General features: G+C 71.1%; 21 protein-coding genes. 12 read left to right on the top strand and 9 right to left on the bottom strand.

From position 1 onward, the window contains the following. Positions 1–104 precede the first annotated feature (104 nt). A complete protein-coding gene (locus tag H1W00_RS00615; RefSeq protein ID WP_181752705.1) occupies positions 105–668 on the top strand; it encodes a TetR/AcrR family transcriptional regulator in 564 nt (187 codons plus the stop codon). A 190-nt stretch (positions 669–858) separates the two neighbouring features. Here H1W00_RS00615 and H1W00_RS00610 read toward each other — a convergent pair whose 3' ends face one another. After that, a complete protein-coding gene (locus tag H1W00_RS00610; RefSeq protein ID WP_181752703.1) occupies positions 859–2469 on the bottom strand; it encodes an HtaA domain-containing protein in 1611 nt (536 codons plus the stop codon). A gap of 126 nt (positions 2470–2595) precedes the next feature. Between H1W00_RS00610 and H1W00_RS00605 the strand changes: the two genes are divergently transcribed. From H1W00_RS00605 to H1W00_RS00570, 8 genes are all read left to right on the top strand, one after another. After that, complete coding sequence (locus tag H1W00_RS00605; protein WP_181752701.1) at positions 2596–5424, top strand: HtaA domain-containing protein; 2829 nt, start codon at positions 2596–2598, stop codon at positions 5422–5424. Then, positions 5421–6527, top strand: coding sequence for an ABC transporter substrate-binding protein (locus H1W00_RS00600; RefSeq protein WP_206679941.1), 1107 nt, complete (start codon positions 5421–5423; stop codon positions 6525–6527). Before H1W00_RS00605 ends, H1W00_RS00600 begins: the two co-directional genes overlap by 4 nt. 4 nt (positions 6528–6531) lie before the next feature. Beyond that, positions 6532–7572 (top strand): iron chelate uptake ABC transporter family permease subunit, encoded by a 1041-nt coding sequence (locus tag H1W00_RS00595; RefSeq protein WP_181752698.1) that lies wholly within the window; start codon positions 6532–6534, stop codon positions 7570–7572. Beyond that, on the top strand, positions 7569–8360 hold the full coding sequence (locus tag H1W00_RS00590) for a heme ABC transporter ATP-binding protein (RefSeq protein ID WP_181752697.1): 792 nt from the start codon (positions 7569–7571) through the stop codon (positions 8358–8360). The genes H1W00_RS00595 and H1W00_RS00590 overlap by 4 nt, the downstream gene beginning before the upstream one ends. 51 nt (positions 8361–8411) lie before the next feature. Next, positions 8412–9071 (top strand): biliverdin-producing heme oxygenase, encoded by a 660-nt coding sequence (locus tag H1W00_RS00585; protein WP_181752694.1) that lies wholly within the window; start codon positions 8412–8414, stop codon positions 9069–9071. Positions 9072–9115: 44 nt separating this feature from the next. Continuing rightward, positions 9116–10486, top strand: a complete 1371-nt coding sequence (locus tag H1W00_RS00580; RefSeq protein ID WP_181752692.1) for an NAD(P)H-quinone dehydrogenase — start codon at positions 9116–9118, stop codon at positions 10484–10486. Between the two features lie 162 nt (positions 10487–10648). Beyond that, complete coding sequence (locus tag H1W00_RS16890; protein ID WP_181752691.1) at positions 10649–13597, top strand: SpoIID/LytB domain-containing protein; 2949 nt, start codon at positions 10649–10651, stop codon at positions 13595–13597. A 25-nt stretch (positions 13598–13622) separates the two neighbouring features. Then, entirely contained in the window at positions 13623–14060 is a 438-nt protein-coding gene (locus H1W00_RS00570) for a phage holin family protein (protein WP_181752689.1), read from the top strand. A 7-nt stretch (positions 14061–14067) separates the two neighbouring features. Here H1W00_RS00570 and H1W00_RS00565 read toward each other — a convergent pair whose 3' ends face one another. Both H1W00_RS00565 and H1W00_RS00560 read right to left on the bottom strand, forming a co-directional pair. Next, a complete protein-coding gene (locus H1W00_RS00565; protein ID WP_181752687.1) occupies positions 14068–14328 on the bottom strand; it encodes a metal-sensitive transcriptional regulator in 261 nt (86 codons plus the stop codon). Then, a complete protein-coding gene (locus H1W00_RS00560; protein ID WP_181752685.1) occupies positions 14312–14734 on the bottom strand; it encodes a DUF302 domain-containing protein in 423 nt (140 codons plus the stop codon). Before H1W00_RS00560 ends, H1W00_RS00565 begins: the two co-directional genes overlap by 17 nt. A 96-nt stretch (positions 14735–14830) precedes the next feature. Here H1W00_RS00560 and H1W00_RS00555 point away from each other — a divergent pair, with 96 nt between their 5' ends. Next, positions 14831–15220 carry a carboxymuconolactone decarboxylase family protein gene (locus tag H1W00_RS00555; protein ID WP_181752683.1) on the top strand — a complete coding sequence of 130 codons (390 nt, stop codon included), beginning with the start codon at positions 14831–14833 and terminating at the stop codon, positions 15218–15220. A 220-nt stretch (positions 15221–15440) separates the two neighbouring features. On the opposite strand, the gene H1W00_RS00550 is transcribed toward H1W00_RS00555, so the two are convergent. Continuing rightward, positions 15441–17201: an acetyl/propionyl/methylcrotonyl-CoA carboxylase subunit alpha gene (locus tag H1W00_RS00550; RefSeq protein ID WP_338072784.1), complete on the bottom strand. Its 1761-nt coding sequence runs from the start codon at positions 17199–17201 to the stop codon at positions 15441–15443. 112 nt (positions 17202–17313) lie between these two features. Next, a complete protein-coding gene (locus H1W00_RS00545) occupies positions 17314–17889 on the bottom strand; it encodes a hypothetical protein (RefSeq protein WP_181752681.1) in 576 nt (191 codons plus the stop codon). 152 nt (positions 17890–18041) lie between these two features. Here H1W00_RS00545 and H1W00_RS00540 point away from each other — a divergent pair, with 152 nt between their 5' ends. Continuing rightward, a complete protein-coding gene (locus H1W00_RS00540) occupies positions 18042–19208 on the top strand; it encodes an acyl-CoA dehydrogenase family protein (protein ID WP_181752679.1) in 1167 nt (388 codons plus the stop codon). A gap of 6 nt (positions 19209–19214) precedes the next feature. Here the strand turns inward: H1W00_RS00540 and H1W00_RS00535 are convergent, their stop codons facing one another. Next, entirely contained in the window at positions 19215–19373 is a 159-nt protein-coding gene (locus tag H1W00_RS00535; RefSeq protein WP_241732797.1) for a hypothetical protein, read from the bottom strand. Between the two features lie 198 nt (positions 19374–19571). On the opposite strand from H1W00_RS00535, the gene H1W00_RS00530 reads away from it, so the two are divergent. Beyond that, entirely contained in the window at positions 19572–20513 is a 942-nt protein-coding gene (locus H1W00_RS00530; RefSeq protein ID WP_181752675.1) for an SPFH domain-containing protein, read from the top strand. Here the strand turns inward: H1W00_RS00530 and H1W00_RS00525 are convergent, their stop codons facing one another. From H1W00_RS00525 to H1W00_RS00515, 3 genes are read right to left on the bottom strand one after another with little or no spacing between them, the layout of a single operon-like run. After that, a complete protein-coding gene (locus H1W00_RS00525; RefSeq protein WP_181752673.1) occupies positions 20514–22388 on the bottom strand; it encodes a VWA domain-containing protein in 1875 nt (624 codons plus the stop codon). Positions 22389–22438: 50 nt separating this feature from the next. Further along, positions 22439–23017, bottom strand: coding sequence for a Maf family protein (locus tag H1W00_RS00520; protein ID WP_181752671.1), 579 nt, complete (start codon positions 23015–23017; stop codon positions 22439–22441). Then, positions 23014–23676, bottom strand: coding sequence for a hypothetical protein (locus H1W00_RS00515; RefSeq protein WP_181752669.1), 663 nt, complete (start codon positions 23674–23676; stop codon positions 23014–23016). Before H1W00_RS00515 ends, H1W00_RS00520 begins: the two co-directional genes overlap by 4 nt. Between the last annotated feature and the right edge of the window lie 31 nt (positions 23677–23707).

Raw genomic sequence — 23707 nt, 5'->3', positions numbered from 1 at the left:
GCTCGGGACGGCCCTCACGATGACGAAACGGTTGCGATTCGGCGACCTCGGTGGCGGGTCCGCCGCGGGACGCACGTCGGCGCCGGGGCGCGTACTCTACGGACGTGCCGAAGATCATCGGGGACTCCCTGGAGGAGCACCGCGCCGCCATGCGCCGGCGGGTCTTCGCCGCCCTCGTGGAGCTGCTGCGCGACCGGCCCTTCGACCTGATCACGATGGCCGACCTGGCGGCGCACGCCGAGGTCGGGCGGTCGTCGCTGTACAACCACTTCAAGGACAAGGAGGCCGTCGTCGTCGCCTTCGCGACCGACGAGACCTCCCGCTACCTCGCCGAGCTGAACGAGTCGCTCGCCAGCCGGACCTCCCCGACCGAGCGCCTCGAGACGTACGTGCGCCACCACGTCGACACGTCGAAGGACTTCCACATCGGCCTCGGCCCCGAGCTGCGGGCGATGCTCTCGCCCGAGTCGGTCATGGCGATGCGCGAGCACGTCGTCGCGGTCGAGCAGGTGCTGCGCCAGATCCTCGTCGACGGCGTGGCCCAGGGGGAGTTCGTCGTGGACGACGTCGACGCCACGGTCTCGCTGCTGCACGCCACCCTCTCGGCCCGGCACGCGTCGGCCGACACCACCACGCGGTTCGTCCTCGCGGCCGTCTCCGCCACCTGACCCGCCGCGCCTGAACGCCGAGTGGCGCAAAGTCGCCCGCCACTCACCGAGTGGCGGGCGTTTCTGCGCCACTCGCGACCCCGGTTTGCGCCACTCGGCGACGGGGGAGTGTGGCGGTGAGGGGCAGGCCCCCGGGAACGCCGAAGGCCCCCGTCGACGGACGAGGGCCTTCGGAGGGTGGGGACTCAGGTCACTTGGCGACCTTGAAGGAGCCCGCCTTCACGTAGCCGCGCGGCGTGTAGTTCGCGTTGCCGTAGTAGGCGACGCGGACGACCCACTTGCCCTTGGCGAGCTTCGGCAGCTTCACCAGGCGCTTGCCGCTCGACAGGTTGGCCGTGACGTACTTGCTCTTCTTGCCCTTGGTCAGCTTGATCTTGACCTTGCCGGTCGGGGCGGCCGCGCCCGAGGCGCCCTTGACCGACACGACGGCCAGGCCCTTCTTCTTCGACGTGGGCTTGCGGGTGACCTTGACCTTGCCCTTCGAGGCGGCGGTCCTGGCGATCTTGACGGTGACGGTCGTGGCCGCCGGAGCGGTGAGGCTCGCGTCGGTGGGGGCGAACGTCACGCGGTACGACTTCGTGCCCGCGGTCTGCGTCCTGGGGACCGCGAACGCGGCCGTGCCACCGGCGGCGACGACCTTGCTGCCGAGCCCGGCGACGGTGACGGTTCCGGCGACCGGAGCGGTGACGCCCACGGTGCCACCCCTGCCGTACGCGGTGGACAGGCTCTTCGTCACCGGGACGGCGGGGACGAAGGAGATGGGCGTGTAGGTCTCGAAGGCCGGGTTCGCGGCACCGCTGCCGGGGTACGTGTAGATGCCGAAGCTGCCGCTCATCTCGGGGTTGGCCTGCCGGACGGTGTCCAGGAGCGCCTTGCTGATCTCGAACGAGGTCTCGAACGTGCCGTCGGCGTTCAGCTCGAACGCGCCACCGCTGGAGAGGTCCTCGAACTGACCCGCCGGGAGCGCCCACTTCTGCTGGACGACCTTGCGTGCCGACGAGGGGGCGCCCGCGGACGGACGCCACGTCTCCGAGAAGTACCCGATGACCACGTACGCGCCGCCGGACCGGCCGGCGAAGGGCGGCCGTGTCCCGATGACGTCCTGCGGGTCGAAGCCCGAGCCGTTCACGGTGACCGTGGCGGTCTCGTCGGGAGCGAACGTCACCTTGGAGACGGTGACGGCCGGCTTCGAGGCGACCTCGAGCTGCGCGCTGATGGGATCCAGGGCCGTGCCCGGGGCGTAGAAGGCCGAGCCCTGGTTGGAGAGCAGACCGGAGCCGGCGGCGGTGATCGTGGTCGGCGCGTCGGTGATCGTCACGGCGACGGGGCTGGAGCTCACGGCACCGGCCAGCTGGATGTCGGCGAACGCGACGTCCTCGTGCGCGACGTCCTCGCTGTCGACGGCGTCGACGACGAGCTGGGCACCCGATCCGGCCACGACGATGCGCGGGTCGGAGATGGTGAGGTCGAGCGCGCCGTCGTGACCGTAGAACCTGACGGCACCCTTGGCGCCGACCGAGGCCTCACCGGCGGCCCACGAGCCCGAGGCCTGCGGGAAGACCGTCTGGGTGCCGGTGTCCGTGGCAGGGGCGGTGGGCGTGATCGTGCCGTGGGCGATCGGGCTGGTCAGGTAGTTCCTGAACGACGCCTTCAGGCCCCACGAGATCGAGCCGTCCTCGATCGTCTGCGACTCGGCGGCCTGGGCCGTGGCGGGAGTGAGCGCGAGGACGCCGGCGGTCAGTGCCGCGACGGTCGTCCCGGCGAGCAGGCGACGCCCGCGAACCAAGGTGTGGGGAGACATGCAGATCCTTTCGGAAAGGAAGCCGCCCAACCCGGCGGCCGCTGTAGGTAAGGCACACCTTATAGTGATGAGGTAAGGGTGACCTGACCGGGTCTGCATCCTGACCGCCATCCGACGGGAGTGACCGTGCTCGAACGCGCCGACCGGCCCATGCACGTGCGAGTTCTGGGCGTCCTGCTGGCCGCCGTCCTGGCCGTCGCGGCGGCTCCCGCCGTCCGCGCGGATGCTGCCGAGGCTGGAACAAAAGTCACCACCGGGACGATCTCGTGGGGCCTGAAGACGTCCTTCCGGAACTACATCACCGGCCCGATCGCGCGCGGCGAGGTCACCACCGGTGCGCCGGCCACCGCGGCGCCCGACGGATTCACGTTCCCCGCGGCCACGGGCACGTGGGGCGACGCGAGCGATGTCGCCGCTCAGGGCTCAGTCCGCTTCGAGGGGCACGACGGCGTCCTCGACCTCACGATCTCCCGGCCGCGTCTCGTGACGTCGGGCGACTCCGCGCGGCTCGAGGTCGACGCCGTGGTCAACGGCGACAGCCGCTCCGGGATCGCGATCGCCGACGTGGACCTCGCCGGCAGGGTCACCTCCTCCGGCGCCAAGGTCACCGTCGCCGCCGCTCCCGCCGTGCTCACGCAGGCCGGTGCGGCTCTCTTCTCCTACGAGGGCTCGCCCATGTACGAGGCCGGCACGGAGCTCGATCCGGTGTCCGCGCAGCTCACGCTCGCGACGGTCGTGGAGCCCACCGACCCCGAGCCGACCGAGCCGGGTCCCACCGAGCCCACCGAGCCCGCTCCCACGACTCCGCCGGCCAACGACGCGAAGGTCACGGGCGGCTCGCTCGCCTGGGGCCTCAAGCAGTCCTTCCGCAACTACTTGAAGATGGACTTCGTCGCCGGAGCCGCCGAGGCGCTCGCGCCCGCCACCGACGACGGCACGCGCACCACCTTCACCTCGGCCTCGGGCACGTGGAGCTCCAAGGTCGTCGACGTCCGCACGAGCGGCGGCGTGCGGTTCACGGGCCACCACGGTGTCCTGGACTTCACCGTGCGCAACCTGCGCCTCGTCGTCGACGGCCAGCGCTCGGAGCTCCGCGCGGACGTCCGCGACAGCGAGGGCAACGACCTGAGGAACCTCGCGTTCGCGACGGTCGATCTCCGGGGCCGCGCCAAGGTCGCACGCAACGCCGTCACGATCGCGGGAGCGCCGGTCACCCTCACCCGGGCCGGGGAGGCGATGTTCGACTACAGCGGCTCGCCGATGTACGGCGCGGGGACCGCGCTCGATCCGCTGAACGGCACCATCACCGTCAAGGGCGCCACGGCTCCGCCGAAGACGGCACCCGTCGCCCAGCCGGGCAAGGCCACCCAGTCGAAGGGTGACCGGAGCCGCGGCGGTCGCGCCGGCGAGCTGACGTGGGGCGTCAAGGCCAGCTTCCGCTCGTACATCACCGGCCCCATCGCGAAGGGCTCGGTGTCGGTCTCGGGTGGCGCGTCGTCCACCGGGTCGGGCTACCGCTTCGGACAGTCCTCCACCACGGCGACGCCGCCGAGCGCCCAGGGCTCCACGTCCTACCGGGGCGCCGTGAAGTTCCACGGACACCACGGAACGCTCGACCTGACGATCTCGCAGCCCTCCGTCCGCGTCACGTCGGGAACCTCGGCCACGCTCAGCGCGAGCCTCACGGGCCGTGGTCGCGTCGACCTGGCCACGCTCGACCTCGCGGCCGCGCAGCGCTCGACCGAGTCCGGCTGGGTCCGGTACGCCGGTGCCCCGGCGCGTCTCACCGCTGCCGGCGCCGGGATGTTCTCCTACCAGGGCCGCGCCTTCTACGCCCCTGGATCGCTGCTCGATCCCGTGACCTTCTCGGTCGGATCGGTCTCCTCCGGTGGCGCGGCCAACGCGGTCGTCGCGGCCACCACGAGCGACGACTGGACGCCGCCGGCGAGCCCGCCCGCCACCACCGGTCTCACCCTCGAGCAGGACGAGGTGAGGGCCGGCGACCAGGTCACCGCGTCGGGCTCGGGCTTCCTTCCGGGCGAGACCGGCATCAAGGTGGTGCTCTACTCGGCACCCATCGTGCTGGCCGAGAACGTCACCGCCGACGCCGCGGGCCGCGCCACGTGGAAGGGCACGATCCCGGCCACGCTCGAGCCCGGGAAGCACACGCTGACGTTTCAGGGCTCGGTCGACCGCGGCATCGTGATCGACGTCGCCGAGGCCGAGAGGATCGTCGGCTGCGAGCTCTCCGACGCCCGCCTCGACTGGGGCTTCAAGGAGTCGTTCCGTGCGTACGTGTCCGGCTCGATCGCGAACGGCGACTGGACCACGCAGGGCGACGCCTCGTACGAGACGCCCGAGTTCACCTGGTCGAAGGGCGAGGGAGTGCTCGACGAGACGACGCGCGCGGGCGAGCTGGAGTTCGGCGGAACCGTCGTCTTCACGGGCCACGACGGAGCTCTCGACACCACGATCGCGAACCCCGCCGTGACCATGACCGACGCGAAGTCCGCCACGCTCTCAGTCGACTACACCGGCGGCACGATGGACGCGGCGATGGCCGGGAAGGACGATCGCCGGACGATCGCCGCCGTCCCGTTCGCCGACCTCGACCTCGGCGCGGGCGCGGTCTCCGAGAACGGCCAGACCGTCACGATCTCGGGCATCCCCGCCACGCTCACGAGTGCCGGCAGCGCGGCCTTCCCGAACTACGAGACCGGCGCGGCACTCGATCCCGTGACGCTGACGTACACGGTGGCGAAGGACTGCGCCACCGTCGCGGCGCAGCCCGCCGCCGGCACCGACGACGCGGCGGCCGTCGCCATCGCCCCGCTGGCCCCGACCGCCTCCCGCGACTGGCTGGTGTGGATCGGCGCCACGGTCCTGCTGATGCTCGCGGCGATCGCTGGAACGGTGCTCGTCATGCGCCGCCGGACCCCCGGGGTGGACGCGTGACGCGGCCCGTGCGCGCGGCCGCCGCGCTGCTGACCGCTGTGTCGATGCTGCTGCTCACGGCCTGTGGTCCCGACGAGGCGGGCAGCGACCCCGGTGCCGGTGCCGACCTGCCGGCGCTGTCCGAGCTCGAGGCGTCGCAGCCGGCCAAGGAGATTACCGGACCCAGCACCGCGCTGCTCCGTGATCGTCACATCGAGCCGATCGCCACGGACGAGAAGCCGCAGCTGCCGGCGGCGGTGGTCTCCCACGTGCGCTCGGGCGACACCAAGGTCACCGTCACCGACACCTCGCGCATCGTCGCCTTCGACATGGCCGGCTCGATCGCGGCCTCGCTGTGGGGCCTCGGCCTGGGCGACCAGCTCGTGGCGCGCGACGTCTCCACCGACTTCCCGGGCGCGGAGGACCTCCCCCTCATCACCGCCGAGGGACACGCGGTCAACGCGGAGTCCGTCATGGCGCAGAAGCCCACCGTGATCATCACGGACGGGTCGATGGGCCCGCGCGACGTGGTCGAGCAGCTCGCCGACACCGGCGTGCCGGTGATCTTCCTCGACAACGACGCCAGCTTCGAGGGGGCCGCCCAGCTGGCTCGCGACGTCGGCGCCGCCGTCGGCCTGCCCGAGTCCGGCCAGGCCCTCGCCGACCGCATCGAGGCCGACGTCGAGACGGCCAAGGCCGAGGTGGAGCGCTTCGTCCCGCAGCAGGAGTCCGACCGCCTGCGGATGGTGTTCCTCTACCTGCGCGGCAACTCCGGCGTCTACTACCTCTTCGCCGACGACTCCGGCGTGGGCGACCTCGTGGGCGCGCTCGGCGGCGTGAACGTCGCGAACGAGATGGGCTGGAAGGGCATGCAGCCGCTCACCGACGAGGCGCTGGTCAAGGCGAAGCCCGACCTCATCCTCGTGATGACGAACGGCCTCGAGTCCACCGGAGGCGTCGACGGCCTGCTGGCCGAGAAGCCCGCGATCGCACTGACGCCCGCCGGCCAGAACAAGCGCTTCGTCGACATGTCCGACGGCGACGTCCTGTCCTTCGGTCCCCGCTCCGCGGGCGTCGTCGAGGCGCTGGCCCGCGCGATCTACGTGCCCGAGGCCCAGAAGTGACGCGGTGGTGAGCGCCGGCCGGCGCACCACGGTGCTGGCCGGGTTCGCCGTCCTCCTGGTCGTCGGCACGTTCGTGTCGGCCTCGGTGGGCCAGCTCCCCGTCGGCCCTCGCGACGTCGTCGGCGCGATGATGCACGGCATCGGCATCGACACCTCGTGGCGCCCGGACGACATGATCGTCGAGCAGACGCTGCTGCAGATCCGCTTTCCGCGCGTGGCGATGAGCCTGCTCGTCGGCGCCACCCTCGCCGTGGCCGGTGCGGTCATGCAGGCGATCTTCGGCAACCCGCTCGCCGAGCCCGGCGTGGTCGGGGTCTCGGCGGGTGCCGCCCTCGGCGCGGCCATCGCGCTGTCCTTCGGGTTCGTCGCGCTGGGCGGCTGGGGCGTCGCCGTGTTGGCGTTCGCCGGCGGCTTCGCGGCCACCGTGCTGGTCTACGCCACCGCCCGGGTCGGCGGTCGCACCGAGGTGGTCACCCTGCTGCTCACCGGCATCGCCGTGAACGCCTTCGCCGGCGCCGGCCTCGCGCTGGTGATGTTCGCCTCCGACACCGGCTCGCGCGAGCAGATCGTCTTCTGGCAGCTCGGCTCGATGAACGGCTCGCGCTGGGGCGAGGTCCTCATCGTCGCCGCGGTGGGCCTGCCCGCCGTCGTGGTCGCGTGCCTGCTGGCGCGCCGTTACGACCTGCTGGCGCTGGGGGAGCGCACGGCGGCCCACCTCGGGCTGCGGGTCGAGCGCCTGCGCATCGGCTCGATCCTGCTGGTCGCGCTGCTGACCGGCGTGGCGGTCGCGTTCGCCGGCATCATCGCGTTCGTCGGCTTGGTCGTGCCGCACCTCGTGCGCATGCTGCTGGGCCCCTCGCACCGCACGCTCCTGATCGCGAGCGTGATCGGTGGCGCGGCGCTGCTCGTGTGGGCCGACCTGCTCGCGCGCACGATCGTCCCGGGCTCCGACCTGCCGATCGGCCTGCTGACCTCGCTGATCGGCGGACCGTTCTTCTTCTACCTCGTCCGGGCGACGCGCTCGAAGGCCGGGGGATGGGCATGACCGCGGCGTACGAGGTCCGAGGCCTGGTGTGCCGCCTCGGCGGGCGCGACATCGTCCGCGGGGGCGACCTCGACGTCGTCCACGGGGAGGTGCTGGCGCTCGTGGGCCCCAACGGTGCCGGCAAGTCGACCCTGCTGGGCGCCCTGACCGGTGACGTCCCGATCGCCGAGGGCGACGTGCGCCTCGACGGCCGCCCCCTGGCGCAGTGGTCGGCGCGCGAGCTCGCGCGCACCCGTGCGGTGCTCCTGCAGGCCAACCAGGTCAGCTTCCCGTTCACCGTCCGCGAGGTCGTGGAGATGGGGCGCAATCCCTGGGTCGGCCACGCCACGGCGGCGCAGGACGACGAGGCGATCGCCGAGGCCATCGAGCGCACGGACATCGCCCACCTCCTGGAGCGGCCGTTCACGGCCCTCTCGGGCGGCGAGAAGGCCCGCGCTTCCCTGGCTCGCGTGCTGGCGCAGCGCACCGGCGTGGTGCTCCTCGACGAGCCCACCGCGGCCCTCGACCTGCGCCACCAGGAGGAGGTCATGGTCGTCGCGCGGTCTCTCGCCGCGGCCGGCCGTGCCGTCGTCGTGGTCCTGCACGACCTGTCGCTGGCGGCGGCCCGTGCCGATCGCATCGCGATGATCGACGGCGGACGCCTCGTCAGCGCGGGGACGCCGGCCGAGGTGCTCACGCCCGAGCGCGTCGAGTCGGTGTACGGCATCGCCGTGCACGTGCTGCCCGCTCCCGACGGTCACCTGATCGTCATCCCACATCGTGGTCTTTCGGACACAGTGTCATCTTGATCTGACAACGTGTCATATCATGGAGCCACACCCCCACAGAGAGGCGCGACCATGACCGTGCTGCCGACCGAGACCGGACTGTCCGTGCAGATGCGCGACGGCTCCCAGGCCGAGCACAAGGACGCCGAGGGCTCGAGCTTCATGTCGTGCCTGCTCGACGGCCGGGTGAACGAGACCGGCTACACCGAGTACCTGGCGATGCTGCGCCCGATCTACGCCGCGCTCGAGTCCGTGGGTGCCGGCCTGGCCGACGACCCCATCGCCGGCGCCGTGATCGATCCCGCGATCAACCGCCTCGCCGCGATCGATGCCGACCTCGCGTTCTGGTCCGGTGGTGCCGGCGTGCCGCAGGTGCACAGCGCCGCCGTCGACCGCTACGTCGCGCGCATCGAGGCCTCGGCCGCCGATCCCGCGCTTTTCGTCGCGCACCACTACACGCGCTACCTCGGCGACCTGTCGGGTGGACAGGCGATCGGCCGCATCCTCGCGCGCACGTTCGACCTGCCCGAGGGTCAGGGCATCGCCTTCTACCAGTTCGAGGCCGTCCCCAAGCCGAAGCCCTACAAGGACGCCTACCGCGCCAGCCTGGACTCCCTCCCGCTGACCGCCCGCGACCAGCAGCGGGTCGTCGAGGAGGTCAAGGTGGTCTTCGGTCTCAACGGTGCGCTCTTCGCGGAGCTCTCCACCCAGCTGCCGCGCTTCGCCCGCTGACCCTCGCCGCGGGCGGTGACGCCGCCATGCGGGACAATCGGGACATGACCCATGTCGTGATCATCGGTGGCGGACCCGGCGGCTACGAGGCGGCGCTGGTCGCCAGGCGGCTGGGTGCCGAGGTCACGCTCGTCGAGCGCGACGGCCTGGGCGGCTCCACGGTGCTGACCGACTGCGTGCCCAGCAAGACCCTCATCGCGACGTCCGACCTCCTGCACGAGGTCAGTCGCTCCGCCGAGCTCGGCGTCGAGGTGCCCAAGGCGCCGCGCGCCGACCTGGCCTCCGTCAACGACCGTGTCCTGCGCCTGGCCTCGGCCCAGTCCGACGACATCGCCGAGCGCGTGGTCTCCGCCGGCGTCACCGTCCTGTCGGGCGTCGCCCGCGTCGCCGACGCTCGCACCGTGATCGCCTCGACGCCCGACGGCGAAGTCCGGCTCGCGGCCGACGGCATCCTCATCGCCACCGGCGCGCACCCGCGGGTCAGCGCCGACGCGCAGCCCGACGGCGAGCGCATCCTCACGTGGGAACAGGTGTACGCGCTGCGCGAGCTCCCCGAGCACATGATCGTGGTCGGCTCCGGCGTCACGGGGGCGGAGTTCGCCAGCGCCTACAACGGCCTCGGCGCCGAGGTCACCCTCGTGTCCAGCCGCGACCGGGTGCTGCCGGGGGAGGACCCCGACGCCGCCAACCTCATCGAGGACGTCTTCACCCGCCGTGGCATGAACGTGCTCGGGAAGTCCCGCATGGCCTCCACCCGCCGGGAGGGCGACCAGGTCGTCGTCACGCTGACCGACGGCCGCACGGTCACCGGATCGCACTGCCTGCTGGCCCTCGGCTCCATCCCGAACACGGCCGACCTCGGCCTCGACGAGGTCGGCATCGACACCGACGACGGCGGCTTCATCGCGGTGGACAAGGTCTCGCGCACGAACATCCCGGGCGTCTACGCGGCCGGCGACTGCACCGGCGTCTTCATGCTCGCCTCGGTCGCGGCGCAGCAGGGGCGCATCGCGATGGCCCACCTGCTCGGCGACGCCGTGCACCCGCTCGACCTGCGCAAGGTCTCCAGCAACATCTTCACCTCGCCCGAGATCGCCACCGTGGGCGTCGGCCAGCGCGAGATCGACGAGCAGGGCCTGCTGGTCGACACGGCCATCCTGCCGATCGCGGCGAACCCCCGGGCGAAGATGCAGGGCATCCACGACGGCTTCGTCAAGCTCTACGCGCGCCAGGGCATCGGCGCGCTGATCGGCGGCGTCGTGGTGAGCCCCCGGGCCAGCGAGCTGATCCACACGATCTCGGTCGCGGTGTCGGCGTCGCTCACCGTCGACCACGTGGCCGACGCCTTCAGCGTCTACCCGTCGATGTCCGGCACCGTCGGCGAGGTGGCCCGCCGCCTGCACCGCCAAGTCTGAAGCGTGACTTGAATCTGGGCTCCCCACGCGTGTAATCACACGCGTGTTGTTTCGCAGGTCAGACCCGAACTGGTGGAACGGCCTTTCAAAGTGTGGTCTGATGCGGGTGCTCCTCCTGCAACATGAGCAACAGTTGTACCCGCCACAGAATGGACTTCCCCCATGCATTCCTGGCTGACCCGCTGCAGCATTGGTCTGACCACGATCGCCGTCGCCGGCGCCTGCTTGATGCTGCCTGCCCCCGCGCAGGCCGCCGGAACCGACATCGTCGTGTCGCGCCCTGCCGCCACGGCACCCACCGAGGCCACCACGACCGCTCCGGTCTCCGAGGCCGTCGAGGTCGAGCAGACCGCCGTCGAGCCCGACCCCGCTGCCGACGGTGACGCCGTCGAGCGCGCCACCGTGGACCCGTTCCGGATGGTCGGCGTCACGTGGGGCGCGGACTCCGACGCCGCCGACGTCACGGTGCGCGTCCAGGTGCGGACGAACGGCGCGTGGAGCGACTGGCAGCGTCTCGACGTCGAGGACAGCACGGACGGCGGTCGCCCGGGGACGTCGCCGCTGTGGACCGAGGCTCCCGCCGATGGCGTCGCCGTCGAGGTCAAGGCCGCCTCCGGCACGGCCCAGGACGTCAAGGTCACGACGATCGACCCGGGCAAGCCCGAGGTCGTCACGCCGGTCACCCCGGCGTCCTACAGCCTCTCCGAGGAGGAGGAAGGCACCACCGAGGCGGTGGCCGCGGACGGCACCCCCAAGGTCGTGCCGATGCCCTCGATCATCACGCGGGCGCAGTGGAAGGCCGGCGCGGGCACCAGTTGCAGCGCCCCGGTCACCCGCCCCAAGGCCCTCGGTGTGGTCATCCACCACACGGCGGGCTCCAACACCTACACGAAGTCCGAGTCCGCGGGCCTCGTGCGCAGCTACCAGACGTACCACGTCAAGGGCCGTGGTTGGTGCGACATCGGCTACAACTTCCTCGTCGATCGCTTCGGCCAGATCTTCGAGGGCCGCAAGGGCGGCATGACCAAGCAGGTGCGTGCCGCGCACTCGGGCGTCGACGCGGTGAACCAGTACGCCACGGGCATCTCGATGATGGGCCACTTCGACTACGTGAAGCCCAGCGCCGCGATGCAGTCCGCGGTCGTGCGGCTCGCCGGCTGGCGGCTGAAGTTCTTCGGTGCGAACCCGAAGGGCACCTACGCGACCGGCGGAAAGCGGTACTCGGTCATCAACGGCCACCGCAACGTGACGTCGACCGGATGCCCCGGCAAGTACGGGTACGCGTGGATCGGCGCCGTCGGCGGCCTGCGCGACCGCACCAGCACGTACGTCTCCAAGGCCACCTCGGCCGCGGGCGCCCCGACGGCGGCCCCGGCCCCGATCAAGACCTACGCGACGCCCAAGGGGGTCAAGGTGTCCGCGTCGACGACGTCGGCGAAGGTCTCCTGGGCGGCCGTCGCGGGTGCTCCGGGCTACCGGGTGATGGTCTCGCCGACGGGCAGCTCGGCCGGCGCGAAGTACTACAACGTCGGCGCCACGTCCGCGACGATCACCGGCCTGTACTCGCGCCGCACCTACGTGTTCCGGGTGTCGGTGTGGAACCCGACGGCCAAGAAGCGCGTGAGCCCCTACACGGCCAAGCCCATGCCCACGGCGCGTACGCGGGCCTTCACGGCCCCCACGGGCGTCAAGCTGACCACGAGGACCTCGACGGGCCTGCGGTTCGCCTGGAAGGCGCAGGCGGGCGCTCCGGCCTACCGCGTCATGTACTGGGAGACCGGCACGACGAAGAAGCGCTACGTCACGGCCTACAAGAACGCCGTCGCTATCAAGAATCTGAAGCGGGGCGGCAAGTACCAGGTGCGCGTCTCGGTCTTCTCGCCCGGCACGGGGGAGCGCGTGAGCGCCTACTCGGCCAAGCCCTACCCCGCCGGCGCCACGCTGGGCGCGACGAGCACGGCGCCGAAGCCCGCACCGAAGCCGGCCCCCGCGCCCGCCCCCTCGGCGCGCAACGTCGTCAAGCCGTCAGGCGGCAAGGTGACGTTCAAGGGCCACGGCTACGGGCACGGCATCGGGATGAGCCAGTACGGCGCCGAGGGCGGCGCCCGCGCCGGCCAGAAGTACGACGCGATCCTCAAGAAGTACTACCCGGGCACGAAGCTGACGTTCAAGTCCGCCACGATCCGCGTGCAGGTCTCGGCCGACACCACGAACTCGGTCCAGGTGAAGCACCAGAGCGGGCTGAAGCTGCGCACGCTGGCCAACAACGCCGTCCAGGCGTTGCCCGCCAAGGTGGGTTCGCGGACGGTCTCGGACTGGACGATCGACACCGCCCCGAGCAACCGCGGCCTGAACACGGTCTCCTACAAGTCCGGCTCGGCCTGGTACGCGTTCCGCACGTTCAAGTCCGACGCCCAATTCGAGGGCCCGGCGACCATCCGGTTGGTGATGCCGAACGGCAGCACCCGCGCCTACCGGGGCGCGCTCCGCTCCGCAAAGCCGACGAAGACCACGCGCGACACGGTGAACGTCCTGAGCCTCGAGGCCTACGTCCGCGGCGTCGTGGCTCGCGAGATGCCGTCGAGCTGGAGCATGGAGGCGCTCAAGGCGCAGTCGGTCGCCGCGCGCACCTTCGGCTCGCGCTACCTCGGGTCGTCGCGGCACTACGACATCTGCGACACCGTCTCGTGCCAGGTCTACGGCGGGTACGCCGACGAGACGAAGCGCACCAACGACGCGATCCTCGGGACCAAGGGCAAGATCCTGACCTACCAGGGTGCGCCGGCGCTGACGCAGTTCTCGAGCTCGTCGGGCGGCTTCACCAACCAGGGCTCGACGCCGTACCTCAAGGCGGTCAGTGACCCGTGGGACAACTGGTCGGGCAACCGAAACCACGCGTGGAGCCACGCGGTGAGCGCCTCGGCGATCCAGAAGAAGTACCCGACGATCGGGAAGCTGACGTCGATCACGGTGACGAAGCGCAACGGTCACGGCTCGCTGGGCGGCCGCGTGGTCTCGCTGAAGCTGCAGGGCTCCAAGGCGAGCCGCACCATCACGGGCGTCGACGCGCGCTGGGCGTTCGGGCTGAAGTCGGACTGGTTCGGCTTCTGAGGGTCACGGATGGGATGATCGTCCCATGCTGAGCGCGCGACTCTGGATCACGATCGTCACGGCCGCCGTGGCCAATGCCGTCTCCCTTGGTGTCGCCGCGTGGGTGCTCGACGGCTTCACGCTGACGCTGGGCTGGTGGGTGGCGGCCGTCGTGCTGTTCACGGTCCTGAGCGTCGTGCTGCGCACCCTCGCGCTGCGCCTCCTCGGTCCGGGCTGGCTCCGCGTCTACACGATCGCCGGCGGACTGGCCGTCACGGCGCTCGCACTCGTGCTCACCGATGCGATCGTGCCGAGCCCGGGCTTCGACATCGACGGCTGGGGCACCTGGGCCTTCGCCACCCTGATCGTCTGGGCCACCGGCGTGGCCTTCGGCGAGGTCGACCACCACGCCCCGGCCTCCACGCCCGGCGTCTCGCCCGACATCCGCGCCGCCGTGCGCGAGGGCGACCGACGCGCCTCCTGAGCCCGCCTCAGGCCAGCGCCAGGAAGAGCTTCTCCAGCTTCTTGCTGTCGACGCTGTCGGGGCCCTCCTCGACCAGGCACTTCTGCAGTCCGGTCGACACGAGCGCGTAGCCGCTCCGCGCGATCGCCTTGTTGACCGCGGCGAGCTGGGTGAGCGCGTCCTCGCACTCGGTGCCCTCCTCGAGCATCCGGATCACGGATGCGAGGTGGCCGTTCGCCCGCTTCAGCCGGGTGGCGATCGCCTTGACCTCGTCAGGCTCGAGCTGCATCGTCGACCTCCTCGTGGTGGACCAGTGCGTCCATCATGCCGGTGAGCCGGCGACGTGCCTCGGCGGCCACCTCGTCGAGCTCGGCGGACGAACCCAGCTCGGTCATGACGGCGGGGTCCAGGACGTCGACCCGGCTGCCGTCGCCGCTCGCGGTCACGACCACGTTGCACGGCAGCAGCGTCGCGATGCGCGGGTCGGTGGCCAGGGCGCGGTGCGCGAGCTCGGGACGGCAGGCGCCGAGGATCACGCGGGGCGGGGTCTCGACACCCAGCTTCGCGCGCAGTGTGGCCCGGAGATCGATCTCGGTCAGCACGCCGAAGCCCGCATCGACCAGGAGCGCTCGGACGCGCTCCAGCGTCTGCTCGTAGGGCTGGGGCACGGTCGCGCTGAGAGTGAAGTCCGTCATGGTGCATCCCTTCTCTTGATCCCCCTGGGGGGTCGTCGGTAGGCTCTATCTTAACCCCCTGGGGGGATACAGCCAACCCGCAACGAGAGGTGTCGAATGAGTCACTCCGCCCCTGAGTCCGGACAGCACGGACCGGCCGTCCTGAAGGACCTGTCGCCGCTGCACCGCCAGCTGCGTCGCGCGATCCCGGACGTCTACCGCGGCTTCGCCGAGCTCTCCGGTGCCGCCTTCGCCGACGGCGCGATGGACCGCAGGACCAAGGAGCTGATCGCCCTCGCGATCGGCGTGGTCGAGGGGTGCGACGGCTGCATCGCCTCGCACGCCCAGGCGGCCGTACGCGCCGGTGCCACCCGCGAGGAGGCGGCCGAGGCCATCGGCGTCACGTTCCTCATGCACGGGGGCCCGGCGACGATCCACGGCGCGCGCGCCTACAGCGCCGTGTGCGACTTCGCGGACGCGCTCGAGGCGGGGGAGGGGGCGTCCTGATGTGTCGTCCCACGCGATGCCGGACGTGCGGCAAGACGACCTGGGCCGGTTGCGGGCAGCACGTGGCGGCCGTCAGGGCCGCGACCCCGCCGGGCCAGTGGTGCGGCGGCCACGAGGACAGCGTCCAGGGAGGGTGGCTGAGCCGGATCCTGGGGCGCTGACCCGAACGCGACGACGCCCCGGTCGAGGACCGGGGCGTCGCGGGGTGGTGCGGTGTGGCTCAGGCGTCCTTGAGGTCGCAGATGACCGCGCCGGCGCCGACGGTCTCGCCGATGGCGGCGGACAGGCCGGTGACGGTGCCCGCCTTGTGGGCGTTGATCGGCTGCTCCATCTTCATCGCCTCGATGACCAGGACCAGGTCGCCCTCGGCGACCTCCTGGCCCTCCTCGACGGCGAGCTTGACGACGGTGCCCTGCATGGGCGAGGTCAGCGAGTCGCCGCTGGCGGCCGCACCTGCCGACTTGCCGGCCTTGCGCTTGGCCTTCTTGGTGCCCGTCGCAGCCGCGCTCGCGCCCAGGCCGCCCGGCAGGACGACCTCCACGCGCTTGCCGCCGACCTCGACCGTGACGCGCTCGCGCTCGCCCGGCTCGTCGGTCTCGGACGGGCCCGAGTAGGGCTCGAGCTGGTTGTCGTAGTCGGTCTCGATCCACGTCGTGTAGACGTCGAACGATCCCTCGGACGCGTTGTAGGCGGCGTCGTCGAGCACGTCGCGGTGGAACGGGATCACCGTGGGCATGCCCTCGACGACGAACTCGTCCAGCGCGCGACGCGAGCGCTCGATGGCCTGCTCACGCGTGCGGCCCGTGACGATCAGCTTGGCGACGAGGGAGTCGAACGCGCCCGGGACGGTCTCGCCCTCCTCGTAGCCGGCGTCGAGGCGGACGCCGGGGCCCGACGGGGGCGCCCACTTGGTCAGGGTGCCGGGGGCGGGCAGGAAGCCGCGGCCGCCGTCCTCGGCGTTGATGCGGAACTCGATCGAGTGCCCGATGATCTCGGGGTCGTCGTAGCCGAGCTCCTCGCCGGCGGCGATCCGGAACATCTCGCGGACGAGGTCGATGCCGGTGACCTCCTCGGAGACCGGGTGCTCCACCTGCAGGCGGGTGTTGACCTCGAGGAAGCTGATGGTGCCGTCGCGGGCGACGAGGAACTCGCAGGTTCCGGCGCCGACGTAGCCGGCCTCCTTGAGGATCGCCTTGGAGGAGGCGTAGAGGCGCTCGAGCTGGTCCTCGGACAGGAACGGTGCCGGGGCCTCCTCGACGAGCTTCTGGTGGCGACGCTGCAGCGAGCAGTCGCGGGTAGACACGACCACGACGTTGCCGTGGCTGTCGGCCAGGCACTGGGTCTCGACGTGACGGGGCTTGTCGAGGAACTTCTCCACGAGGCACTCGCCGCGGCCGAAGGCGCTGACGGCCTCGCGGACGGCGGACTCGTAGGCCTCGGGGATCTCCTCGATCGTCTTGGCGACCTTGAGGCCGCGGCCACCGCCACCGAAGACCGCCTTGATGGCGACCGGCAGGCCGTGCTCCTGCGCGAACGCGACGACCTCGTCGGCGTCCTTGACCGGGTCCTTGGTGCCGGGCGCCAGCGGCGCGTCGGCGATCTGCGCGATGTGCTTGGCCTTGGCCTTGTCGCCGAGGCTCTCGATCGCGGCCGGCGGCGGGCCGATCCAGATCAGCCCGGCGTCGATGACGGCCTGGGCGAAGTCGGCGTTCTCGGCCAGGAAGCCGTAGCCGGGGTGCACGCTGTCGGCGCCGGAGCGCTGGGCGACCGCGATGATCTTCTCGATCGACAGGTAGGAGTCGCCGGGGGTCGAGCCCTCGAGCGAATAGGCCTCGTCGGCGAGGCGCACGAACAGCGCGTCACGGTCGGGCTCGGCGTAGACCGCCACGCTGGCGATTCCGGAATCCTTCGCGGCGCGGATCACGCGGACCGCGATCTCGCCACGGTTGGCGACCAGGACCTTCTGCAGGGGCTTGCTCACGAATACTCCTCGCGTCTGAACGGCAGTGGCGAGTCTATGGCGCAGGGTCTGGAACGGCGAAGGTGGCCCCGTCCCGTAGGACAAGGGCCACCTTGCAATCGAGTGATCAGGTTTACTTGAGCTCCTCCAGGACCACCTTGTATTCCACGTTGGCCGCGGTCACCTTCAGGAAGTACTCGCCCTTGTCCTTCCTCAGGATGGTGCTGTCCTTGCCAGCCTCGGAGATCATGACCTCGGGGATTCCGCCGTCCGACATGAGATCGGTGCCTTCGTCGAGGAGGTAGATGCCGCCGACGACCATGTCCATCCCGGACGTGTCCTTGAACTCGTACGAGAGCCGGACCTTTTCGCCCGTGAGCTTGATGGTGTCGGACTGCTTGTCAGCACTCCCTGAGAGTTCCGCGACCTTCCTCCACTTGGGCTTGGCGGCAGGCTTCTTCGCAGCGGGCTTCTTCTCGGTCTTGGCGGCAGTCGTCGTTTCGGCTGCGGCAGCGACAGGCTTCTCGTCAGTGGGCTCAGTCTCTCCGCCGCTCAAGGCGCTTCCAGCGATCGCCAGCGCGACGAAGGCGATCGGGATAATGAAGCGCTTCTTCTTGAACCAGGGGCGCGTGGCCTTGGCGTAGGCCTTCGCGGCCTTGGCAGCAGCCTTGGGGTTGGTGTTGGGGTCGAACGGCGGGGTGGTGCTCATGAAGTCCCTCGATTGGTAATGCAGCCTTAAATTACGCTGAGAGACTAGTGAAATAAGTGGGACAGATTGTCCGTTTTGCTGCGAGACGATCCCAAGATGGTCCTTTTGGACTAGGCCCGGTGGCGAAGGTTAACGCCTGTTAACCTTCGTCCATGGACTTCGAACTGTCTCGTGAGCACGAGGACTTCCGGCGGGTCGTCCGTGACTTCGCCGCCGAGCGGATCGCGCCCCACGTGGCGCAGTGGGACAGGGAGCACCACTTCCCGGTCGACGTCGTGCGCGCGATGGGCGACCTCGGGCTGTTCGGCCTGACCGCCCCGGAGGAGTTCGGCGGCTCGGGCGCGGACTTCACCAGCCTGTGCCTGGCCATCGAGGAGCTCGGCCGGGTGGACCAGTCGATCGGCATCACCCTCGAGGCGGGCGTCGGACTGGGCATCAACCCGATCCAGACGTTCGGCACGCCCGAGCAGAAGGAGCGCTGGCTGCCCGACCTCGTCGCCGGCCGGGCGCTGGCGGGCTTCGGCCTCACGGAGCCGGGCGCCGGCTCGGACGCGGGAGCCACCGCCACCAAGGCCGTGCTCGACGGGGACTCGTGGGTGGTCGACGGCGCGAAGCAGTTCATCACCAACTCCGGCAGCGAGATCACGTCACTCGTCACGGTCACGGCGCGCACGGGCACCCGCGACGCTGGGCGCCCGGAGATCTCGGCGATCGTCATCCCGGCGGGTACGCCCGGGTTCGTGGCCGAGGCCCCCTACGACAAGCTCGGCTGGCACATCAGCGACACGCACGCGCTCAGCTTCAGCGGCGTTCGCGTGCCCGAGGACCACCTGCTGGGCGAGCGGGGACGCGGCTACGCGCAGTTCCTGGCGACCCTCGACGACGGCCGCGTCGCGATCGCCGCACTGGCCGTCGGCCTGATCGAGGCCTGCCTCGAGGAGTGCGTGCGGTACGCGGGGGAGCGCCAGACGTTCGGCGGCCCCATCGGGCGCAAGCAGGGCGTGGCGTTCCAGATCGCCGATCTCAAGGTGATGGCGGACGCGGCCCGCGCGCTGACCTACCAGGCGGCGGCGATGAAGGACGCGGGGATCACCGGCCAGCGCTTCAAGCAGGCGGCGTCGGTGGCGAAGCTCTACAGCTCGGAGGCCGCCGTGACGGCGACGCGCGTGGCGACACAGGTGTTCGGCGGCTACGGATTCATGGAGGAGTACCCCGTGGCGCGGTTCTACCGCGACGCGAAGATCCTCGAGATCGGCGAGGGCACGAGCGAGGTGCAACGCATGCTCATCGCACGCTCGCTCGGCCTGCCGGTCGAGTAGTTCGGATCAGAGCGCGGTCATCGAACGGCACGGAAGCGGTACGTGCACCGCTCCGTTGCCGAAGTCGACCTGCGCCGAGTTCTTGCCCTGGACGCTGAGGACGCGACCGAGGCCGAACGAGTCGTGGGACACGCGCGCGCCCACTTCGTAGACCTCGTCAGCCACGTCGGGCTTCTTCGGGAAAGGGCTGCTCGCGAGGTGGCGTCGCGGACGCTGTGAGGTGGCCATCGTTCTTCCATGATCCCACGTCGAGCCTGAATGGTGGACCAATTCTTCGTTCCCTGAGACGGATAGGGGCCGAATCCGCATTCCGGGCCGATAGGGTTCAGCGGTTCGGTCGCACATTTCTCGGGAGGTACAGCGGTGTTCACCCTGTTCGTTTTGGTCGGTCTGGTCGCAGGAGTCGTCGGCGCGGTGCTGGTGGGTCGGCACCTGCGGGCGCAGTCCAAGCCGTCCGCGCCGGCGACCGCAACCGCGGTCGCGCTGGGCCTGCTCGCGGTGATCGTCGCGGTGGTCTCGATGACCGCCATCGTGCCGACGCGGGAGATCGGTGTCGTCACGTCGTTCGGCCGACCCGTCGCCGTGTGGTCGAACGGCCTGCACGTGAAGGCGCCATGGCAGAAGGTCAACAAGCTCGACGGCACGATCCAGACCGACAACTTCACCGGCGCCGACCGCGCGATCGACATCCGCATCGGCAACGGCTCCACCTCGGGCGTCGACGCGACGATCCGCTGGCGCATCCGCCTCGAGGCGGGCAAGGAGCTCTACCAGGACTATCGCCAGATGGAGAACATCCGCGACTCCCTCGTCACGCGCGAGCTCAAGGCCGCGCTGAACGAGGTGCTGGGTGACTACGACCCCCTGGAGTCGGTCAAGGCCGGGATCGGCTCCGACGGCGCCACCACCTCGGCGGGCGTGGACCTGAACGCCTACTCGGCCCAGGTGCACGAGGCGCTGTCCGAGCGCGTCGGCGAGGACGTCGAGGTGCTCAGCGTGATCCTGCCGATCATCCGCTTCGACAAGCAGACGCAGGAGAAGATCAACGCCTACCAGGCCGAGGTCGCCAACACGCGGATCGCCCAGCAGCGCGAGGCCACCGCGAAGGCACAGGCCCTCGCCAACAAGAACCTGGCCGGCTCGGTGTCCCGCGACCCGAACGTGCTCGTCTCGAAGTGCCTCGACTCCCTCGAGGAGATGGTCAAGGCCGGCCAGGAGGTCCCGATCGGGTTCTCCTGCTGGCCCGGCGGCGCCGGCACCTCGGTGGTCCTGCCGCAGGTGGGGAAGGCCGAGGCCGACCGCTGATCAGCGGCGGCGCCGGAGCACCATGACGATCCCGGCCGCGAGGACCAGGGCGGCCACCGCCCCGCCGACCACCCACGGCAGCAGCGAGGCGGAGTCCTCGGCGCCGGCAGCCGCCCGGGTGTCGGCGTCGTCGGTCTTCTCCGCCGCGGCCGTGACGGGGGAGTCGACGAGGCGCGAGTCGGCCACCGGCGCTGTCAGCCCGTCGACGTCGGCGTACGTGGGGGCGACGTCGCCCAGCACGTTCTCGCGGTCGAGCGTCAGCGTGTAGGGCAGGTTGGTCTCGTCGCCGCGCAGCTTGAGGCTGACGACGACGTAGTGCATCCCCGCCAGCGAGGCTCCCTCGCGGGTGGTGTCGTTCTGCGCGCGGTTCGCGGGGTGCAGCGGCCACGACATCGCGCCGGTGCGGAACGCGATGTTCTCGCGCAGGTTCGCCCACGGGTCACGGGTCCAGTCCTGGGGCCAGTTCCCGTAGAGGCTGATGGTCACGTCGCGCCGCAACGGGTTGATGACCGAGACGTCCAGCCCGCTACCGATGGCCGCGGCGTCGCGGACCTCGTCGTTGAGCTTCGCGTCGACCTGGGCCCGCACCTGCTCGCCCCAGTCGACCGGGACCGCGAGGACCTGCGTCTCGCCGGCGCTGATGTCCAACTGGTAGGTGCCCGGCCCCACCTCGGGCGCGCTGGCGATGCTCGTGCCGGGGACGGCCTCGGTGGCCGTGCCGGGCGTCGGCGCGACCCACTCGGGCTCGCCTCCGGCGGCACCGGGCGCGAGTTCGGAGGTGATGGGCGGCTCCTCGTAGACGGCCAGCTCGATCGGACGGCCCTCGATCTGCCCGACGCTGCGCTCCACCTGCACCCCGAGCTCGTCGTCGGTGCGGCACTCGGAGTCGGCGTCCCGCACCCAGCTGGAGACGCCGCCGTAGTAGACCGGCGACCGGCTGGACATGTCGAGGCCGTACGTGGTGGAGCCCGAGCACATGAGGCCGCCGATGCGCTTGGTCCGCAGGGTCGCGGATGCCCCGAGGTCGCCGCTGACGCCACTGATCACGGCGCCGACGTGGACGGTCGAGTCGGGCGCCGTCCGCGCGACGCGGTAGTTCGACGGCCCGCCGACGGCGACCGTGTCGGTGTACTGACCCGGCGCCAGCAGGGGAGCCCCGTCCTCCGTGGGCGTGCCCTTCACCGGGGTGCCGGTGAGGTCGAACGGTCGCGAGGCGCGCACCGAGGAGACGCGCAGGCTGTCGGTCAGGCTCTCGGCGTCGTCCGCGTCGTAGTACGTGCCGTTGCCCTCGTCGGCGACGCACTGCAGCGTCTTCCTCGCGCCGCCGGAGACGTCGAACCCGACGACGTCGATGCGGATGTCGATGCCGTCCTTCGCGATCTCCCGGGCGACGACGCAGGGATCGGGGTCGCACGTCGGCTCGCCGTCGGAGACCAGGACGATCGTGCGCTGGCCGGAGTCGCCGAGGTCCTTCGCCGCCTCGCGCAGGGCGTGGCTCGTGGGGGTCCAGCCGACGGGCTCGTAGTCGGCGACGGCCTGGCGGAGCGCGTCGCGGTTGTCCGTGTCGAGGTCGACGATGCGCTCGGAGTCGGTGCACGCCGCCGGGTCGTCCTCGGCGACGTCGCTCGCCCCGTAGACGCGGAAGCCGACGCGCTGCTCGTCGGGGAGGCCGTCGATCACCGCGTCGAGGCCGTCCTTCGCCGCCTGGATGCGGGTGGAGCCGCCGCCGGTGCGCTCGGCCATCGAGCCCGAGGCGTCCATCACCAGCATCATCGCGGTGTCGGCGGCGGGATCCTCCTGTGCGGAGGCGGCGGGCCAGCTCAGTGCGGTGGCCGCCAGCAGGATCGAGCCGACGACGGACAGGGTCTTCTTCAACGTGCTCTCCCCGAGACGAGTGACGATGCGTCGGGGGTCATGCTGCCACGTCAGCGCCAGAGGGAGGTCCACTCGACGCCGAGGTCGCGGGCCATCTCCCTCACCGCGGGGACGCTGACGCCGACCACGTTGTGGTGGTCGCCCTCGATGCGGGTCACGAACGCGGCGCCGAGGCCGTCGATGGTGAAGGCCCCGGCGACCTGGAGCGGCTCGCCGCTGGCGACGTAGGCGTCGATCTCGTCGTCGGTGACGTTCGCGAAGTGCACGCGGGTGGCCGCGTGGCGGACGACCTCGTCGGAGCCCAGGCGCAGGCAGTGACCCGTGTGCAGCACGCCCACGTTGCCGCGCATCGCGTACCACCGGTGGCGGGCGATGTCGGGATCGTGGGGCTTGCCCAGGACCTGGCCGTCGAACTCCAGCACGGAGTCGCAGCCCAGCACGAGGGCGTCGGGGTGGTCGGTGGCGACGGCGCGGCACTTCAGGCGCGCCAGCTCGGTCGACAGCTCCGCCGGCGTCGTCGCGGAGACGCCGTCCTCGTCGACGCCCGACACGACGACCTCGGGGTCGACGCCGGCGCGCTGCAGGGTGCTGAGGCGGGCGGGCGAGGCCGACGCCAGGACGAACCTCATCGGTCCTCCTCGGGGGTGAGGGTGGGGACGACGCCGTGCGTGGCCGGCGCCGCGTCGAGATCCGGCTCGGCCAGGATCGCGTCGACGAGGGCCTGCGTGCCGCCCACGACCATCCAGGACGGATCGACGTCGGCCGCGATGAACCAGGCCCGGTCGGCGGGCCACGTGAGCGACGCGGGCGGCAGGGTGCGGACGACGTCGGTGTCGTAGGGGCGTGCTCCCCAGTCGCCGACACTCGTGGCCGCGCCGCGGAACAGCAGGTAGGCACGCTCGCCGTGGAGGTCGACCTTCGGCGCCTCCAGGACGTCGTCGTCGAACGCGGGGCGGATCCGCGGGGGAGTGGGCCGGAACCACAGGTCGCGCAGCCAGTTCCCGCGCAGGGTCGTGTAGGCGCGGCCGGCGTCGGTCAGCTCGCCCCAGCCGTCCCAGAGGCCGAAGAACACGTCCTCGGGGGTGCGGGTGCGCGCGGTGGCCAGCCGGACGACGTGCGCCATGACCTCGTCGTCGCTGCGGTACGAGACGGACTCGCCGTCGTCGAAGCGGACGGTCGCGTAGGCCTCGAAGCCGGGCGGCCCCTGGGTGGCGAGGACGGTCCAGTCGGCCTCCGACCGGACGAACCAGTCGGCGTGCGAGACGTCGGGCTCGTGGCGCAGGCTCATGCCCCGATCGTTCCACACGCTCCGGCGCGAC

This window comes from Aeromicrobium phoceense, from assembly GCF_013868155.1.
In the GTDB taxonomy this organism is placed as follows: domain Bacteria; phylum Actinomycetota; class Actinomycetes; order Propionibacteriales; family Nocardioidaceae; genus Aeromicrobium; species Aeromicrobium phoceense.
Note: the sequence above shows the minus strand (reverse complement) of the source record. Positions and strands in the feature narration are given on the sequence as shown.

What these genes read in the sequence shown, in the direction of transcription:
- H1W00_RS00515 (WP_181752669.1), bottom strand. Translation starts at nt 23,676, where the DNA reads ATGAGCCTGCGCCACGAGCCCGACGTCTCGCACGCCGACTGGTTCGTC.
- H1W00_RS16890 (WP_181752691.1), top strand. Translation starts at nt 10,649, where the DNA reads ATGCATTCCTGGCTGACCCGCTGCAGCATTGGTCTGACCACGATCGCC.
- H1W00_RS00545 (WP_181752681.1), bottom strand. Translation starts at nt 17,889, where the DNA reads ATGAGCACCACCCCGCCGTTCGACCCCAACACCAACCCCAAGGCTGCT.
- H1W00_RS00590 (WP_181752697.1), top strand. Translation starts at nt 7,569, where the DNA reads ATGACCGCGGCGTACGAGGTCCGAGGCCTGGTGTGCCGCCTCGGCGGG.
- H1W00_RS00540 (WP_181752679.1), top strand. Translation starts at nt 18,042, where the DNA reads ATGGACTTCGAACTGTCTCGTGAGCACGAGGACTTCCGGCGGGTCGTC.
- H1W00_RS00565 (WP_181752687.1), bottom strand. Translation starts at nt 14,328, where the DNA reads ATGCAGCTCGAGCCTGACGAGGTCAAGGCGATCGCCACCCGGCTGAAG.
- H1W00_RS00585 (WP_181752694.1), top strand. Translation starts at nt 8,412, where the DNA reads ATGACCGTGCTGCCGACCGAGACCGGACTGTCCGTGCAGATGCGCGAC.
- H1W00_RS00610 (WP_181752703.1), bottom strand. Translation starts at nt 2,469, where the DNA reads ATGTCTCCCCACACCTTGGTTCGCGGGCGTCGCCTGCTCGCCGGGACG.
- H1W00_RS00580 (WP_181752692.1), top strand. Translation starts at nt 9,116, where the DNA reads ATGACCCATGTCGTGATCATCGGTGGCGGACCCGGCGGCTACGAGGCG.
- H1W00_RS00555 (WP_181752683.1), top strand. Translation starts at nt 14,831, where the DNA reads ATGAGTCACTCCGCCCCTGAGTCCGGACAGCACGGACCGGCCGTCCTG.
- H1W00_RS00560 (WP_181752685.1), bottom strand. Translation starts at nt 14,734, where the DNA reads ATGACGGACTTCACTCTCAGCGCGACCGTGCCCCAGCCCTACGAGCAG.
- H1W00_RS00570 (WP_181752689.1), top strand. Translation starts at nt 13,623, where the DNA reads ATGCTGAGCGCGCGACTCTGGATCACGATCGTCACGGCCGCCGTGGCC.
- H1W00_RS00520 (WP_181752671.1), bottom strand. Translation starts at nt 23,017, where the DNA reads ATGAGGTTCGTCCTGGCGTCGGCCTCGCCCGCCCGCCTCAGCACCCTG.